This window comes from Sulfitobacter pontiacus, from assembly GCF_040790665.1.
Classification (GTDB): Bacteria; Pseudomonadota; Alphaproteobacteria; order Rhodobacterales; family Rhodobacteraceae; genus Sulfitobacter; species Sulfitobacter pontiacus.
This window is the reverse complement of record NZ_CP160850.1, coordinates 230,534-247,559: the sequence shown is the minus strand read 5'-3', so window position 1 is coordinate 247,559 and position 17,026 is coordinate 230,534. Positions and strand designations below refer to the sequence as shown.

15 protein-coding genes are annotated in these 17,026 nt (G+C 58.5%); 14 read left to right on the top strand and 1 reads right to left on the bottom strand.

Features of this window, described 5'->3' with window-relative positions; genetic code table 11:
- The first annotated feature begins 159 nt into the window (after positions 1 to 159).
- The 7 genes from AB1495_RS16125 to AB1495_RS16095 all read left to right on the top strand — a co-directional run bounded on the left by AB1495_RS16125 (position 160) and on the right by AB1495_RS16095 (position 8,640).
- Complete coding sequence (locus AB1495_RS16125; protein ID WP_074637554.1) at positions 160 to 1,686, top strand: acyl-CoA synthetase; 1,527 nt, start codon at positions 160 to 162, stop codon at positions 1,684 to 1,686.
- Positions 1,687 to 1,786: 100 nt separating this feature from the next.
- The gene (locus AB1495_RS16120; RefSeq protein WP_037942207.1) at positions 1,787 to 2,950 is read left to right on the top strand and encodes an acyl-CoA dehydrogenase family protein; all 1,164 of its coding nucleotides are present in this window, start codon (positions 1,787 to 1,789) and stop codon (positions 2,948 to 2,950) included.
- Between the two features lie 52 nt (positions 2,951 to 3,002).
- Positions 3,003 to 3,980, top strand: a complete 978-nt coding sequence (locus tag AB1495_RS16115) for a nitronate monooxygenase family protein (protein WP_074637553.1) — start codon at positions 3,003 to 3,005, stop codon at positions 3,978 to 3,980.
- Positions 3,981 to 4,024: 44 nt separating this feature from the next.
- Positions 4,025 to 4,762, top strand: coding sequence for an enoyl-CoA hydratase/isomerase family protein (locus tag AB1495_RS16110; protein WP_074637551.1), 738 nt, complete (start codon positions 4,025 to 4,027; stop codon positions 4,760 to 4,762).
- 264 nt (positions 4,763 to 5,026) lie between these two features.
- Complete coding sequence (locus AB1495_RS16105; protein ID WP_074637878.1) at positions 5,027 to 6,058, top strand: IS110 family transposase; 1,032 nt, start codon at positions 5,027 to 5,029, stop codon at positions 6,056 to 6,058.
- A gap of 380 nt (positions 6,059 to 6,438) precedes the next feature.
- On the top strand, positions 6,439 to 7,494 hold the full coding sequence (locus AB1495_RS16100; protein ID WP_367581984.1) for an acyl-CoA dehydrogenase family protein: 1,056 nt from the start codon (positions 6,439 to 6,441) through the stop codon (positions 7,492 to 7,494).
- A gap of 12 nt (positions 7,495 to 7,506) precedes the next feature.
- Positions 7,507 to 8,640 (top strand): acyl-CoA dehydrogenase family protein, encoded by a 1,134-nt coding sequence (locus tag AB1495_RS16095; protein ID WP_074637547.1) that lies wholly within the window; start codon positions 7,507 to 7,509, stop codon positions 8,638 to 8,640.
- A gap of 44 nt (positions 8,641 to 8,684) precedes the next feature.
- On the opposite strand, the gene AB1495_RS16090 is transcribed toward AB1495_RS16095, so the two are convergent.
- On the bottom strand, positions 8,685 to 9,329 hold the full coding sequence (locus AB1495_RS16090) for a TetR family transcriptional regulator (RefSeq protein WP_005848303.1): 645 nt from the start codon (positions 9,327 to 9,329) through the stop codon (positions 8,685 to 8,687).
- A 397-nt stretch (positions 9,330 to 9,726) separates the two neighbouring features.
- Here AB1495_RS16090 and AB1495_RS16085 point away from each other — a divergent pair, with 397 nt between their 5' ends.
- From AB1495_RS16085 to AB1495_RS16055, 7 genes are read left to right on the top strand one after another with little or no spacing between them, the layout of a single operon-like run.
- Positions 9,727 to 11,295: a long-chain-fatty-acid--CoA ligase gene (locus tag AB1495_RS16085; RefSeq protein ID WP_074637546.1), complete on the top strand. Its 1,569-nt coding sequence runs from the start codon at positions 9,727 to 9,729 to the stop codon at positions 11,293 to 11,295.
- A complete protein-coding gene (locus AB1495_RS16080; RefSeq protein WP_244269055.1) occupies positions 11,292 to 12,302 on the top strand; it encodes a phosphotransferase family protein in 1,011 nt (336 codons plus the stop codon). The genes AB1495_RS16085 and AB1495_RS16080 overlap by 4 nt, the downstream gene beginning before the upstream one ends.
- Positions 12,299 to 12,694 (top strand): DUF6285 domain-containing protein, encoded by a 396-nt coding sequence (locus AB1495_RS16075; protein WP_139283849.1) that lies wholly within the window; start codon positions 12,299 to 12,301, stop codon positions 12,692 to 12,694. The genes AB1495_RS16080 and AB1495_RS16075 overlap by 4 nt, the downstream gene beginning before the upstream one ends.
- A 46-nt stretch (positions 12,695 to 12,740) precedes the next feature.
- A complete protein-coding gene (locus tag AB1495_RS16070) occupies positions 12,741 to 14,072 on the top strand; it encodes an acyl-CoA dehydrogenase family protein (protein ID WP_074637537.1) in 1,332 nt (443 codons plus the stop codon).
- Positions 14,072 to 14,923 carry a crotonase/enoyl-CoA hydratase family protein gene (locus AB1495_RS16065; RefSeq protein WP_074637536.1) on the top strand — a complete coding sequence of 284 codons (852 nt, stop codon included), beginning with the start codon at positions 14,072 to 14,074 and terminating at the stop codon, positions 14,921 to 14,923. The genes AB1495_RS16070 and AB1495_RS16065 overlap by 1 nt, the downstream gene beginning before the upstream one ends.
- A 35-nt stretch (positions 14,924 to 14,958) precedes the next feature.
- On the top strand, positions 14,959 to 15,750 hold the full coding sequence (locus AB1495_RS16060) for an enoyl-CoA hydratase-related protein (protein ID WP_074637534.1): 792 nt from the start codon (positions 14,959 to 14,961) through the stop codon (positions 15,748 to 15,750).
- 38 nt (positions 15,751 to 15,788) lie between these two features.
- Positions 15,789 to 16,949, top strand: coding sequence for an acetyl-CoA C-acetyltransferase (locus AB1495_RS16055; protein WP_074637532.1), 1,161 nt, complete (start codon positions 15,789 to 15,791; stop codon positions 16,947 to 16,949).
- The last annotated feature ends 77 nt before the right edge of the window (positions 16,950 to 17,026 follow it).

Here is a 17,026-nt window from a genome sequence, read left to right as displayed (position 1 = left end):
TAGTGCAAATTCGGAGCGTGGGAGGAGGATTCTTCGTCCGTCGATGTTCTATGGTACCGTGCCTTGGGAGGGGATAATGGTTCACTGCAGCAGTCAAAGTGCCGCACATCGTGAAGATGGCAAGATTTCCGGCGCACTGGAAAACGCTGTGGTTGCGTCATGAAGCATCCATCCTACACGGCCAACACTGATCCTGACAAAATTGCCTATGAAATGGCAGGTAGCGGCGAAACCCTGAGTTTTGGGCAGCTGAACAAGCGATCCAATCAGGCCGCGCATGGCTTTCGGAAACTGCAAGTGGCAGCCGGCGAAAACATTGCACTACTATTTGAAAACTGTCTGGACTTTGTTGTTCTCACATGGGCGGCTCAGCGGTCGGGGGTGTTCTACACCGCCATAAGCTGCCATCTGACTGCGAACGAGATCAGTTATATCGTAGGCGATTGCGCAGCGAAAGTGCTGGTGCTCTCCTCCAAATATACGGAGCTTTTTCCTGCAATCCAAAGCGCTTGTCCGGATGTTAGAATTTATGTGAGCGGGAAATGCGACCATCCGGAAATGGACTGGAACGCCTTTGTGCGCCATATGCCCAGTGATCCAATCCAAGACGAGACGGTGGGCGCGGACCTGTTGTATTCGTCAGGTACGACGGGGAGGCCCAAGGGCGTGGTGCGCGAATTCACCCGCCAGCCAATCGAAACGGTCATACCCCCGCTGATGACGGTGCTGTGTGAAACGATGGCGAATATGAACGACCAAAGCGTCTATCTGTCTCCAGCTCCTCTTTATCATGCAGCCCCTTTGCGCACATCAATGATGGCGGTCATGCTGGGTGGCAAATCAATTATCATGGAGCGTTTCGACGCCAGCGAAATGCTGCGACTGATCGATCGACACCGGGTGACACATACTCAGGTTGTGCCAACGATGTTTGTGCGGATGCTCCGTCTACCTCTTGCTGAACGCGAGACGTATGACCTTTCCTCGCTAAAGGTGATTTTCCACGCGGCAGCACCTTGCCCGCAAGAGATCAAGAGACAGATGCTGGATTGGGTTGGTCCGATCCTGATCGAATATTACGCAGGTTCCGAGGCAAATGGGGTAACCGTATCGACCTCGGATGACTGGCTGAAGTATCCGGGCACCGTGGGGCGCTCCCTGATTGGTGACATACTTGTGGTCGATGAGAACGGCAGGGCGTTGCCCGTCGGAGAGATAGGCGATGTCTATTTCGACAGCGGTATCGAATTTTCCTATCGCGCAGATCCCGATAAGACTGCCAAGGCTTACTTGCGTCCCGGGTGTTCCACGCTGGGGGACGTCGGCCATGTGAACGAGGAAGGATTTCTTTTTCTCACAGACCGTGCGTCGTACACGATTATTTCCGGTGGCGTGAACATCTATCCGCAAGAAACCGAAGATCTGCTTGCGTGCCATCCTGACGTTGCAGATGTCGCGGTGTTTGGCGTTCCCAACGAGGAAATGGGCGAAGAGGTAAAGGCGGTCGTGCAGCTTGAAGATGGTGTCGCCCCGTCGGCGGCAAAGTCAGAGGAACTGATGGAATACTGCCGCTCTCATCTGTCCCGGATCAAAGCGCCGAAAAGCATCGACTTTCGCACCGACCTACCGCGAACACCGACAGGAAAGCTGACCAAACGAAAGCTCAAGGACGAATACTGGCACTGAGCGTTAAAGCTTGCTGGGGCAGCGCATAACGCCCAGACTCACCGCTCTGATGACAAGAACTGGATCACCGAAAATGACTTTTACCCTCGATAACAGCCGGATGTCCGAACGGGCGTTGGAAATCGCCGACCGCGTAGAGGCTTTCGTTCGCGAAAAGATCGTTCCGTATGAAAAGGACGACCGCCGCAACAGCCACGGCCCGACGGAAGCGCTTGGCGACGAGATGAAGGAGGCGGCCCGACAGGCGGGGGTGATGACGCCCCATATCCTCGAGGACGGCACGCATCTGACCCACCTTGAAACAGCATGTGTGTTGATCCGGTCGGGTCTGTCGCCGCTCGGTCCGGTCGCTTGCAACGTGGGCGCGCCCGACGAGGGCAACATGTATCTGCTGGGCAAGGTCGGATCGGCCGAGATGAAAGAACGGTTTTTAGCACCGATGGTCGAAGGCAAGATGAGATCAGCCTTTTTCATGACGGAGCCCGCGGCCGAAGGGGGTGCCGGGTCTGACCCGATGATGATGCAGACGACCTGCAAGATGGACGGGAACCACTGGGTTATCAACGGGCGCAAGACGCTGATCACCGGCGCTGATGGGGCGGGGCTTGGCATTGTCATGGCAAAATCCGAGGATGGGGCCTGCATGTTCCTTGTTGATCTGCCTGATCCCGCGATCCGGATTGAACGGGTGCTGGACACCATCGACGATTCCATGATCGGCGGACATTCGGTCATCAACATCGACAATCTGCGGGTCCCTGCGAGCCAGATGCTGGGGGAAAGCGGTGAAGGTTTCCGCTATGCTCAGGTGCGTCTGTCGCCTGCGCGTCTGACCCATTGCATGCGCTGGCTCGGTGCGGCGATCCGCGCCAATGAGATCGCGAGCGACTATGCCAACCGGCGTATGGCTTTTGGCAAACCGCTGGTGGATCACGAGGGCGTCGGCTTTATGCTGGCGGAGAACATGATCGACCTAAAGCAGGCCGAGCAGATGGTCTATTGGTGCGCGGATGTGCTGGATACCGGCGAGCTGGGTACGGTTGAAAGTTCCATGACAAAGGTGGCTGTGTCCGAGGCGCTGATGCGGGTCGCGGACCGATGCGTTCAGGTGATGGGCGGGCAGGGCGTGACTGGCGATACGATCGTCGAACAGGTGTTCCGCGAAGTGCGCGCGTTCAGGATCTATGACGGCCCGACCGAAGTGCACAAATGGTCGCTTGCCAAAAAGGTTAAACGGGATTGGAAAAAGGCGCAGGGCGAATGAGCCATGTCTGTTTCGGTCTGAATTCAAACATTATGAAAGCGGAGATACTCTGATGGCTCTTCATACGCGGGTCACCGAAATGCTGGGGATTGAAACCCCGATTGTACAGGGTGGCATGATGTGGGTCGGCACCGCCGAGATGGCTGCCGCGGTTTCGAATGCCGGGGGGCTTGGTATCCTGACCGCCCTGACCCAGCCAACGCCTGACGCCCTGGCCGCAGAGATCGAGCGCTGCAAGACTATGACGGACAAACCGTTTGGCGTGAACCTGACCGTGCTGCCATCGGTGAACCCGCCGCCCTACAGCGACTATCGCCGTGTGATTATCGAAGCGGGGGTCAAGATCGTGGAAACAGCAGGGGGGCGGCCACAGGAGCATGTGGAGGATTTCAAAGCCCATGGCATTACGATCCTGCATAAATGCACCTCGGTCCGTCACGCGCTTTCGGCGGTCAAGATGGGTGTTGATATCATCTCTATCGACGGGTTCGAATGTGCGGGCCATCCGGGCGAAGATGACGTGCCCGGTCTGGTTTTGATCCCTGCTGCCGCTGACCAGATTGATGTGCCTTTGCTGGCGTCAGGCGGGTTCGGCGATGGCCGCGGGCTTGCCGCTGCTTTGGCCCTGGGGGCCGACGGGATCAATATGGGAACGCGGTTCTGCGCAACGGTAGAAGCGCCGATCCATGAGAAGGTTAAACAGTTTTTGGTGGCGAACGGGGAACGGGACACCAACCTGATTTTCCGGGGGTTCAAGAACACCGGCCGCGTCGCCAAAAACTCGGTCTCTGACATGGTGGTCGAGATCGGGTCGAAACCGGGTGCCGAATTTGGCGATGTCCAACCCTATGTCTCCGGCGTCAAAGGCCGCGAGGCTTTGATGTCCGGTGATCTTGACCGGGGGTTGATCTGGGCGGGGCAGGTGCAAGGGCTGATCAACGACATCCCCACCTGCGAGGCATTGATCGCGCGGATCGTGGCGGACGCAGAATCCATCATCTCTACACGGCTTGCACGACTGGTTGCGTAAGGGCCGCCTTTGATGCCCGACGGTTTGGGAAAGGGAAGAGTACATTGGCTGAATTGGTACTACGCGAGGACAAGGACGGCTGGACGGTTCTGACGCTGAACAGGCCGGAGAAGTTAAACTCTCTGACCGTCTCGCTGTTCAAGGAGCTGCGCCAGCATATTATTGATCTGCGCGATGACGACGCGGTCCGTTGCGTTGTCCTGCGCGGCGCGGGCAAGTGTTTTTCGGCGGGCCATGACCTTGGCGATATTGCCGAGGGGGAGGATGTGCCGTCAGCCGGGTGGCATTCCGAAACCTTGCGGCTGATGGAAAAACTACCAAAGCCGGTGATCGCCGCGGTGCATGGGCATTGCTACACCGGCGCGCTCGAAGTGGCGCTGGCCGCTGATTTCATCGTCGCGGCGGATACCGCCCGTTTCGGTGACACCCACGCCAAATGGGCCCTGACCCCAGTCTGGGGGATGAGCCAGCGGCTGCCCCGGCGTGTGGGCATCGCAACAGCCAAGCGGCTGATGTTCACGGCAGATATGATCGACGCCAATGAAGCGGTGAGGATCGGGCTGGCCGAGTATGCGGTTCCGCTTGATCAGTTCGACGCCGAAATCGAAGGTTTGGTCGCCCGCATCATCGCCAATTCCCCGTTTTCCAATGCCGCGAACAAGCAATTGCTTGAAGCGACAGACATGCGCCCGATGGATGCGGGATTGCAGTGGGAAGTGATGGAGACTGCCGGCATCGGCCCGGACATGGCGGAGCGGATCGCCGCCTTCACCAAAAAGTAAATCCGGCGCGTTTCGGACGAATTTCTTCAGGAGGATTGCAGGATGACGACCCAGACCAAAGAGGAACTGGACGCGTTCCGGGAAGAGGTGGCAGCCTACTTGGACACGGCCCCCACCGACGCGATCCGCGAAGCCGGGCGCAAAACATGGGGTAATCGCTCTGTCACTCCGCGTTTCGTCATGGCATCGAAATGTTTTTTCTCCGGTATGATCCAGAGCGTGATCCGAAAGGGTCTTGTTCGAAGCAACAGATGGAGATTGAGCATGGGCCAGTACATAGGGCTTGACGTTTCGTTGAAGGATACCGCGATCTCAATCCGAGAAGACGGCAAAAGAATATGGCGCGGGAAATGTCCCTCCGACCCGGGAATTATTGCGCAGGCGGTTCGGAAGCATGCGGACGACCCCCTGAGCGTCGTTTTCGAAACTGGCCCACTCGCCACTTGGTTCTTTCATGCCTTAACGGGGGAAGGACTCCGGGCGATCTGCATTGAGGCGCGGCATGCTCAGAAAATTCTGGGTGAGACGCTGAACAAGACCGATGCAAACGATGCTGAGGGATTGGCCAAACTTGCCGAAACCGGCTTCTATAAGGCTGTCAGGGTCAAGTCGTTCGAAGCGATGCTGATCCGGTCATTGGTTGCAGCCCGCACCCAACTCTTGGCCATCACGACACAATTGACCAATCAGATCCGTGGTTTGATGAAGACTTTCGGTCTTGTCGTGCCCAAGAGCAAAGGCCGGGTGTTCATAGAAAAGGTTAACGATCTACTGGACGGACACGTCGAGTTGAAAGGGATCATCTATCCGCTGCTTGAAGCTTGGCAAGCTGTCAGGGAGCGGGCGTCTACGCTCAGCCGCCAGCTCTTGTTGGCGGCGCGACAGTGCCAAAGCACGCGTTTGCTCATGACGATACCAGGCGTTGGGGCGATCACAGCAGTTTCCTATGTGGCCGCTATCGAAGACCCGAAGAACTTTCCGAAGTCCCGATCTGTCGGCGCATGGCTTGGCCTCACTACACGCCGATACCAATCGGGAGAGATGGATTTTAACGGCCACATCTCTCGAAGGGGGGATCAACGATTGCGTGGGCTCCTCTACGAGGCTGCGACCTCGTTGCTTACGAGGACACGAGCCGAAACGGTCAGTGATCTAAAAACCTGGGGGCTTCAATTGCGCGAACGCCTTGGCTTCAAGCGGGCGGCGGTCGCCGTTGCTCGCAAACTCGCCGTCATCATGCATTCCATGCTGAAGACCGGTCAAACCTTTATTCCAACGCGCGAGGAACTCGCCTAATGCATTGTCCCTCGCACACCGAGCTCAGCGCATCATAACTTGATGCGAGGAGGCGTCCCTGTCGTGGACGGAGGTCAGGCCAATCCGAAAGACGTGGCAGCAGCTATTACAGACTGCGTGCAAAACAATGGAAGGCTTCACCTGCGGAACCCAAAATGCGGCAGCCAAGTGCTGACCGCGGAGACAACCATGCCCCGGACACACGCATGACCTCGATAACATAAACGTGCTGAGAGCGAACTGAGCAAGAACCGGAGGCCGAAATGCTCTAAAGGCATTTCGATAGGCCGTGCTTTTGCATCAAGGCTTGACTGCGGCCTTGCGATTAGACAACCACCAGTGCCTTTGCACCGTTTGAACAAGGCGCGGCGTGGCAGGCCATTCTAAACGAAAAAGGCTGGGCCGCGCCCGATTGGCCCGAGAAATATGGTGGTACGGGCTGGTCCGCCGAGAAGCGCACCATTTTCGAGGAAGAATACCGCAAGCGGGATCTGCCGCCCTTGCTGCCAAACTCTCTCAAGATGGTGGGGCCGTTGTTGATCGACCTTGGCACCGAAGAGCAGAAGGCCAAATACCTGCCCCGGATCCTGTCGGGCGAGGATTACTGGACGCAAGGGTATTCGGAACCGAACTCCGGTTCCGATCTGGCATCGCTGAAATGCAGCGCGGTTGCGGATGGGGACGATTACATCATCAACGGCAGCAAGATCTGGACAACCTTCGCCCATAAATCGAACCGGATGTTCATGTTGGTGCGCACCAGCAGCGAGGGCAAAAAACAGCAGGGCATCACCTTTCTGCTGCTGGACAGAACCGACTTTCCCGGCATGGACATTCGCCCGATCAAGGGGCTGGATGGTCATGCGGAATTTTGCGAGGTGTTTTTTGACAATGTTCGCGTGCCGCAATCCGGTCGGGTCGGGGCCGAAAACGAGGGCTGGAGCGTTGCCAAACATCTGCTGAAACATGAACGCAACGGATCGGCCAACAGCCCCGTTCTGGTCCGCTATCTGAAACGGATCACCGAGGCGGCGCAGGATGAAACATCCCCCTTTGGCGGCAAGCTGTCTGACGACCCGGTGTTCCAGCGCGACCTGGGCGCATTGTACGCGGATGTCGCGACGCTCGCCCAGTTCGAGTGGCTGATCATGAGCGGTCACGAGATGATCAACGACCCGGCGCTGCCTTCGATTGCCAAGACCATGAACTCGGAGCTGATCCAACGTGTGTCGGTGATGATGACGCGGGTGGCCGGGCTCGAGGGGCTGTCCATGCAGCTTGACGCGCTGACCGTGGGGTCGGGGGTGGATCCGATGGGAAGCGAGCTGGATCTGATCTCTATGCCGTTTTACCTCAACAGCCGCGCGACGACGATCTACGCGGGCACCAATGAGGTTCAGCGCGACTTGATCGCACGCAGCCTGCCGATCGCTTGAAAGGGTACTCAGATGGATTTCTCTCAGACCGACGAACAGAAGATGCTGCAAGAGAGCGTGAAGCGCCTATTGGAGCGGAGCTATGATTTCGAGACCCGTCAGAAGATGCTGCAATCCGGCCGCCCGTGGTCTCCCGAGATTTGGCAGGCACTGGCCGAGATGGGTATTCTTGGCCTGCCTTTCGCCGAAGAGGTTGGCGGGTTTGGTGGGTCGATGGCGGATGTCGTTGCTGTGGCTGAACCCTTTGGGGCGCATCTGCTGATCGAGCCTTATGTCTCTTCGATCCTGCTGGCGGGGTCTTGTCTGGCGCAATCCGATAGCCCTGCAGCGCAAGCGCAACTTTCCAAAATCATTACGGGTGAACAAACGGCAGCCTTCGCCCATGAAGAAGGCAAGGGGACCGCGGATTCGGCACTTGTTTCCTTGGCCGCAACCGAGGTAGCGGACGGATTCACCCTGAGCGGTGAAAAGCGGATGGTCCTTGGGGGCGCGCAGGCCGACGCGCTTGTCGTATCGGCACGAACGCGCGGCACGGCACCTGACAAGGATGGCCTATCTTTGTTTATGGTCGATCCAAAACAGCAAGGGGTCAGCATTACATCTTTCGTTACCATTGACGGCCGCCACGCCGCGCATATCACTTTTGATGGGGTTCAAATCCCGTCCGAGCGCAGGATCGCCGAAGATGCCCATAGCGTGCTGCAAACAGTGATCTCTAGGGCAATCGTCGCGCTCTGCGCTGAAGCCGTGGGCGCTATGGGCGCCTTGCTGCGACTGACAAGCGAATATGCATCGACGCGCAAACAGTTCGGCACGCCTATCGCCACGTTTCAGACCATTTCGCACCGCTTGGCAGATATGAAGATCGCCTATGTAAAGGCTCGCTCCTGCCTGCTGTACACGACGGCGCTGATGGATGCCGGACAGGTAGGCGCGCAGGATATTTCGGTCCTGAAAGGGCAGATTGGTGCCTTGGGACGGGACATCGGCGAAGCAGCGATCCAGACCCATGGCGGCGTCGGGATGACGGACGAGGTCAGCATCGGTCACTTCCACAAGCGTATCCTGACAATCAATGCGCTGTTCGGAGATAGTGAATATCACTTCCGTGCGGTTGGCAAATCTCTCGCGACTGCCAAAGCGTAGAAATATGATGCGGAGGGAGGTGTGGCTATCTCACCTCCGCGATATCAGCTACGCGCCATTAGGCCGCCCAAGATGACCGCGATCATTTGCTCCGTATAGGAGCGGCGTATGTCGTCATCAATTCTATCGACGCCGTGCATATAGTTCAGCACTTCTCGGGACGAAAATATCTGGTCACATGCCCCGATGACGATGAAGTAGAAAAACTTGTAGTCGACAGACTGGAACTCTCCTGCCGCGACACCTTCGGAAATCATCCGCTTGTAGGCGTCATGGATCGGTTCGATGTACGACTTTATCATGGTCCGTCTGACTTCTTCGGTTTCGTCGCGCATCGTCGCGGTCAGCAGGCGCTGTAAGTAAGGGTATTTGAAGTACATGTTGACGAGACCGGAGAGGTGGTACCGCATCTTCGCGGTCGGGCGCATGTCCATCTCGACCAAGGCTTCAAGCTGGGTGACCGCTTCCGCCAGATCTCGGTGAAGAAGGGCGCGCATCAAGCCGCTTTTGTTGCCGAAGTAATACTTCACCAAAGCAGAGTTCACCCCAGCCTTCGCCGCAATATCGATAATGGGCACCAGCAAGGTGTCCCGTTCACACATGAGCTCGCTTGCGGCGGTGAGCAAATCATCTCTTGTTGACGCACGTTCTTCGAGCGGTGCGGTGACTGCGGCTACCTTTGAATTCATTGCTCAACTAACTCCTGTAGGTAGAACCTTATTACTCAGTGCCGATCAGAATGTCACGGACGATTCGGTCGCACTTCAAGTCAAGAAGCCATTGAAGCTTGCCAGTCGCGCCTCCTTTGCGACGAGATCGGCTAGGGGATCGCATTAGGGTTTGTGATATTACTGTTCTTTATAGCGGTGGCGCATGGTTTCAAAAACCTCATTAACTACACAATTACCACTTTACAGGCGCAACTTAACTGCGTAGCTAATATGCCTGTGTGATGTGTTTGGTCTGGGAGGTCGCCCATCACGATTGGTAATTAAGCGCGACGTTTTCGCATACCAAGAAGGCTGTGTCGCAGCGCGGTACCGTCCGCCGGGCGATGAGGATGTGGTAACGTCGGGAGGAGACGAGATGATTGATCCAGAGGCAATGAGCTCGATTAGCGCGGTCGCACGAAGCGCTGCACAGCGCGCACCTGACAAGATCTGCAATCGGTTTGAAGGGCGCGATACAACCTTCAAGGATTTTGATCGTCACGTTGATCAGGTTGCACACGGCTTGGACGCGGGTGCCGCTAAGGTCGTCGCTTACCTTGGGAAAAACTGCGACCACGTCTTCGAGATTTTCATCGGCGCGACGCGCGTCGGTGGAATGTTCGCGCCCTTGAATTGGCGGCTTGCACCTGCCGAGATCATCGAGATTTTGCGCCAATACCCGCCACAGATGCTGTTCTTCGGGCCTGAGTTCTCGGAAGCGATCAAGGAAATCAACGCAGCACTTCCGGACATTCAGATCCTCGCTATGGAGGAGGGCGATGGACCTTGGGAAACATACGAGGCGTGGCGTGATGGTCAATCGAGCGAACCTGCCGCTGACTGCGCTTCAACGCATGATCCGGCTATGGTTTTGTTTACATCCGGCACCACCGGTGTGCCGAAAGCCGTACTCCTGAGCCACAGTAACTTGCTACAGCCGAAACTGGACTCCCTGGCTGTCAAGCATATCTATGACCACTGGGACGACGAGGATATCGGGTTTGTTGCGATGCCCTTGGCGCATATCGGCGGCATTGGTTTTTGGACAATCGCCTTTGTAAACTGCTGTACCAGCGTCATCCTCCGAGAGTTTGACCCTGTTGCGGCCCTTGATGCAATCCACACAGAGCGCGTTTCAAAGCTGTTCGTTGTGCCTGCCGCTTTGCAGATTGTCATTCAGAACCCAGAAGCAAAGCGTGTCGATTTTTCTTGCGTCAAAACCGTGATGTACGGTGCTGCGCCCATGCCCCTGCCGCTACTGAAAGAAGCCATCGAAGTCGTTGGTTGCCAGTTTATCCAATGTTACGGCATGACGGAAACGACGGGCACGATCGCGATACTTCCGCCAGAGGACCACGTGCCCGAGGGATCCGAGCGGATGCGTAGCGCCGGGCGACCCGCGATGGGGTGTGAAATCGCTATTTTCGACCCAAACGGGAAACCCGTCAAAGCTGGCGAGATCGGCGAAGTGGCCGTCCGGGCACCGGCAAATATGCTGGGATACTGGAAGAACCCGGAGGCGACGAGCAAGACGCTGCGCGACGACGGTTGGCTGCTGTCGGGCGATGCGGGCTATCTTGACGAGGACGGCTACCTGTTCATCCACGACCGCATCAAGGACATGATCATTTCCGGCGGCGAAAATGTATATCCTGCCGAGGTGGAGAGCGCGCTATATGCGCATCCCTCCATCAGTGAGGCAGCTGTGATTGGCGTGCCTGACCCCAAGTGGGGCGAGGCCGTTCGGGCGGTTGTGACGCTCAAGCCCAATGCAACCCTTGACGAGAAAGAAGTGCTGGCTTGGATGCGCGGTAAGCTCGCTGCATTCAAATGTCCCAAGGCGATTGACGTCATCGACGTGATGCCGCGCAATGCGTCCGGCAAGCTGCTTAAGCGCGACCTGCGCGCGCCCTATTGGGAGGGCCGCGAGCGGCAGGTGAATTGAACGCAGCACAAGACATCTTGCATCCTCAGACGACCCTCGAGAACGGATTGGCGCGGCTGGTGCCCACCCTCGATCCTGCGGCGCAGGGTATCAAGGGGCTGCGGCGGCTATCGGGCGGGGCCAGCCAGGAAACCTGGTCTTTTCAGATGGATGGTGGGGAGGGGCACCACTTGATCTTGCGCCGCGAACCTGCCGCGGCGCGGTCGGGCGGCACCGGCATCGGCATGGCGGCCGAAGCCCGAGTGATCAAACGCGTGGTTACAGCAGGCGTGCCCGCACCACAGATCGAACATGAGCTGACGCCAGATGACGGCATCGGCGCAGGCTTTGTCATGATACGCATCGACGGGGAGGCGCTGCCCCATCGCATCCTGCGCGACGACAGCTATGCCCCGGCGCGGGCGAAGTTCGCCCGTCAGGCCGGTGAAATTCTGGCGAGGATACACCAGAGCGACCCGACTGGCCTGCCCATTCCCGTGCTGTCTCCGCGCGAGGTGTTGGATGATCTTGGCGATCGACACCGCGCATTCGGCGCCGCGCGCCCTGTCTTTTCGCTGGCGCTGCGCTGGTTGGCCGAACATGCGCCAGAGCCGCGCGCGCCAAAGTTGGTGCATGGGGATTTCCGCATGGGCAATCTGATGTTTGGTCCTGAAGGGATACGCGGCGTTCTGGATTGGGAACTGGCGCATATCGGTGATCCGATGGCCGACATGGGTTGGCTTTGCATGGAAAGCTGGCGCTTTGGTCATGCCGATCCCGTTGGCGGTTTGGGCCGTCGCGAGGATTTGTTTGCAGGGTATGAAGCGGCAGGGGGTGATCCTGTCGATCCGGCTACAGTGCGCTGGTGGGAAATCCTGTCGGCGTTGCGGTGGGGTGTCATCATCGAAGAAATGGCCGCTTGGGTGCGCGATGGTACTGATACCAGCGTGGAACGTCATGTGATCGCGCGGCGCGCCTCGGAAACAGAAGCGATATTGTTGCTTCATCTGCTGGAAAGGGCCGCATGATGCAGGACCAGCCAAGCCCCGACGCGATTTTGGCGGCCGTTGCTGCATGGCTGCGTGACACCGCCGCGGATGCACTGCCTGCGCATGCCCGGTTCGAGGCCAAGGTCGCGGCAGGCGCGGTTGAACTGGCCCGGCGCCAGATCGGGGCGGAACCGTCCGAAAGCGAGGAAGCCCGGATGCTGTCGGTGCTGGTGGGTGACACGGGCGGGCTGGACGCGTTGACCGCGCGTCTTTGCGCACAGATCGAAAATGGCAAAACGGATCTATCGACGCCGGGGCTGTCGGACCTGTTGATCGCAACCACGCTGAACAAGATCGACATCGATCAACCGGAGTTTTCCGCGGCAGCCCGCTTGCGGGCATTGGCGCAGCGCAGGCGAGGGTTGCCGTAGCAGAGCCACCCGAGCCGCCGCCAATCGACACAAGGAACACCCGCAGATGAACTTTGATCTACCTTCTGAAATTACCGATCTTGTGACGCGCCTTGATACGTTTATCAAAGCAGAAATCGTACCGTTGCAGGCCGAGGACGATAACGAACGGTTTTTCGACCATCGCCGGGAATACGCTCGCACGGATTTTGAAAACGGCGGGCTGCCCCGGCCCGAGTGGGAAGCCTTGATGGCCGAAGCCGTCCGCCGCGCCGACAAGGCCGGGCTGTATCGCTTTTCCTTGCCTGCGGAATTCGGCGGGCAGGACGGCGGCAATCTGGCCATGGCCGTTGTGCGCGAGCATATGGCTGCCAAGGGGCTGGGGCTGTTCAACGACCTGCAGTCAGAGCATTCGGTAATTGGCAATTTCCCGGTCATCGTCATGCTGCGCGATTTCGGAACAGAGGCACAAAAGCAGACATTCATCTCGGGCGCGCTGAGCGGCGACATCCGCATGGCCTTTGGGTTGACCGAGGAAGCGCATGGGTCGGATGCCACACATATGGAAACCCGTGCTGTGCGCGAGACCCGCGATGGCAAATCCGGCTGGCGCATTGACGGTGAAAAAATGTGGACCACGGGGATGCACACCGCGACCCATTGCGTCACCTTCGCGCGCACCTCTGGCGAGGATGGCGCGGCGGATGGGATCACCGCTTTCTTGGTTCCTGCCCAGACACCGGGGCTGAAGATCGAGGAATATCTCTGGACCTTCAACATGCCCACCGATCATCCGCGGATCAGTTTCAACGACGTCTGGGTGCCGGATGATCTGATGTTCGGACCAGAGGGCGGCGGCTTGGCGCTGGCGCAGGCTTTTGTGCATGAAAACCGCATTCGGCAGGCGGCGAGTTCGCTGGGGGCTGCGGTATATTGTATCGAGGAATCCGTGCGCTATGCCCGCGCCCGCAAACCATTTGGCAAAGAGCTGGCGGCAAATCAGGCGATCCAGTTCCCCTTGGTCGAATTGGCCACGCAGGCAGAAATGCTGCGCCAGCTCATCCGCAAGACAGCCTGGGAGATGGACCGCATGCCACACCCCGAGGTCGCCAAGAAACTGTCTGACAAGGTGAGCATGTGCAATTATCAGGCCAACCGTCTGTGTTGCGAGGCCGCAGACCGCGCCATGCAAATTCATGGCGGCATCGGATATTCCCGGCACAAACCGTTCGAACATATCTACCGTCATCACCGCCGCTACCGCATCACCGAAGGCGCAGAAGAGATCCAGATGCGAAAAGTCGGTGCATGGCTGTTCGGCTACCTTGGCCCCCGACGCGGCAACATTCCCGATCCGGCGCCGCGCAGCGTTGCGGCACCGCTAAAGGGAGAGAACTGATGGCTGTTGTACGCACTGATCTGACGGGCGGGGTCATGACGCTCACCCTCGATCGGCCGGAAAAGCTGAACGCCTTCACGATTGAGATGATGCAAGAGCTTATCGACGCCTTTGATGTGGCCGATGCAGATGACGCGGTCCGCGCTGTTGTGGTGACCGGGGCGGGCCGGGCGTTTTGTGCCGGTGCGGATATTTCCGGCGGGACCAAGGGCTTTGTGGATGTGGAAAAGCGCAAGGTAGGCGCCGGCACCGTGCGCGATGGCGGCGGTCTGTTGACCTTGCGCATCTTTGACAGCCTCAAACCTGTGATCGCCGCCGTCAACGGCGCGGCTGTCGGCGTTGGTGCCACGATGCAGTTGCCGATGGATATGCGGCTTGCCTCCGAGGATGCCAAATTCGGTTTCGTCTTTGGCCGCCGTGGCATCGTGCCGGAAGCCTGTTCGTCATGGTTTCTGCCGCGTGTGGTCGGTATCTCCAAGGCGATGGAGTGGAGCACGACGGGTCGCATCTTTGATGCGCAGGAAGCACTTTCCGCCGGATTGGTCCGCTCGGTCCACAAACCCGCCGATCTGATTGGGGCCGCGCAGGAACTGGCCGAGGAAATAGGCGCAAACAACGCCCCGGTTTCTGTCGCGCTGACGCGTCAGATGATGTGGCGGATGTTGGGCGCCGATCACCCAATGCAGGCGCACCGCGTCGACAGCCTTGCGATTGAACTGCGAAGCGCCTCCGCCGATGCCGCAGAGGGTGTGCGCAGTTTCACGGAAAAGCGTCCGGCGGTTTTTCCCGACAAGGTCAGTACAGATTTGCCCGACATCTTTCCCGATTGGTCGGCGCCGAAATGGCAATAGCCAACCCGATCCCCGAAATTAAAGGAGCCCCGCCGATGACAACTTCTACCCTTGATGACCGTCTCGCAGTCACCCGCGAGGGGCGTGTCAGCACGGTTCGCCTGAATGACCCCAAGACGTTGAATTCCATGGATACGCAGATGGCGCTGTCCCTGCGCGAAGTGTTGCGTGCCGAGGCCAAGGTTTCCGGTTGCATCATTCTGGCGGGCGGAGAGCGCGGATTTTGCTCTGGGGCCAACCTGTCCGGCGATCTTGCCCCCGGTGACGGGGAACTGGATGCAGGTCAAACACTAGAGGACGCCTTCAACCCCTTGGTTGAAACAATCCGGACCTTGCCAGTGCCTTTTATCACAGCGGTGCGCGGTGCGGCGGCGGGGGTAGGTGCTTCTTTGGCGATGTCCGGTGACATCATCACCTGCGGTCGATCGGCCTATTTTCTTGAGGCCTTTGCGCGGATCGGGCTGGTTCCCGATGGCGGCGCAGCGTGGTTTTTGACGCGCTCGGTCGGACGGATGCGGGCAATGGAATTGATGATGCTTGCAGAAAAACTACCAGCGGAAAAGGCGTTTGAGTGGGGCCTGATTACCAGGTTGTTCGAGGATGACGCCGTCGAGGCGAAAGCGATGAAGATTGCGCAGAAACTGGCGGACGGGCCAACCCGTGCACTGGCGCTGACCCGGCAATCTGCATGGGCAGCGGCGGATTCCAGTTTCACCGAAACCCTGCAATTGGAACGTGTTCTACAACGCGACGCGGGCAATCACCCCGATTTTGCCGAAGGTGTCGCGGCATTCATGGAAAAGCGTGCCGCGCGTTTCGGCGGTTAAGCAGGCGTTCTGCGCCCTACGTAAAGGAAGGTAATAAAATGACCGAAGCTTATATCTGTTCTGCATTGCGCACCCCTGGTGGCCGTCGTGGCGGCAAGGTGTCCGGGTGGCACCCCGTCGATCTGGCCGCGCGCGTTTTGGATGCCACGGTGCAGAATACCGGCATCGATCCCGCTGCCATTGAGGATGTCATCATGGGCTGCGTCGGCCAAAGTGGCGAACAAGGTTTGCATATCGGTCGCAATGCCGTGCTGGCCTCGTCCCTGCCCGAAAGCGTACCGGCGGTGTCGATTGACCGTCAATGCGGCTCTTCCCAGCAGTCGATCCAGTTTGCGGCGCAGGCCGTCATGTCCGGCACTCAGGACCTGGTGATTGCCGCGGGCGTTGAATCCATGTCGCGGGTACCGATGGGGACTACAGGCGTCTTCACGCGAAACTTCGAGCCCGGCTCGGCCAAGTCGCCGGGGCTGGACGCCAAATATCCCGGCGTGGCCTTTAGCCAGTTTTCCGGCGCCGAAGCGATTGCACGCAAGCATAACTTCAGCCGCGAGGATCTTGATGCCTTTGCTTTGCTGAGCCATCAGCGCGCGGCAAAGGCGACCGAAGCAGGTGCATTCGATCAGGAGATCGTGCCCCTTGAGCTCGAGAATGGCGAAATGCACCGGACAGACGAAGGCATCCGTGCTGACGCCTCGATGGAGGCGCTGGCCGGCGTGAAGACGCTGAAAGAGGGCGGCGTGATCACCGCCGGCAACGCCAGCCAGATTTGCGACGGTGCCTCGGCGGTTTTGATTGCCAGTGCCGCGGCGGTCAAGGCCCACGGGCTGACCCCCCTCGCACGGATCAGGTCCATGACGGTAACGGGTGGGGATCCGGTGATCATGCTAGAAGAGCCGCTTTTCGCCACCGATCGCGCCTTGGCCCGCGCAGGCATGACGATCGACGAGATTGATCTTTACGAGGTTAACGAAGCCTTCGCCTCGATCCCTCTTGCTTGGCTCAAGCACACAGGTGCCGACCCTGATCGTTTGAACGTCAACGGCGGGGCCATTTCGCTGGGTCACCCATTGGGCGCTTCGGGTGCCAAGCTGATGGCGGCATTGGTGCATGGATTGCGCGCCCGCGGAAAACGCTACGGGTTGCAGACCATGTGCGAGGGCGGCGGGCTGGCGAACGTCACCATCGTCGAAGCGCTTTAAGCTAAATTCTGGCTGCGGTTCGTGGAGTATCTCAGCCGAATGACCGCTCCGCTGCGTGGCTTCGGAGCACAGACAGT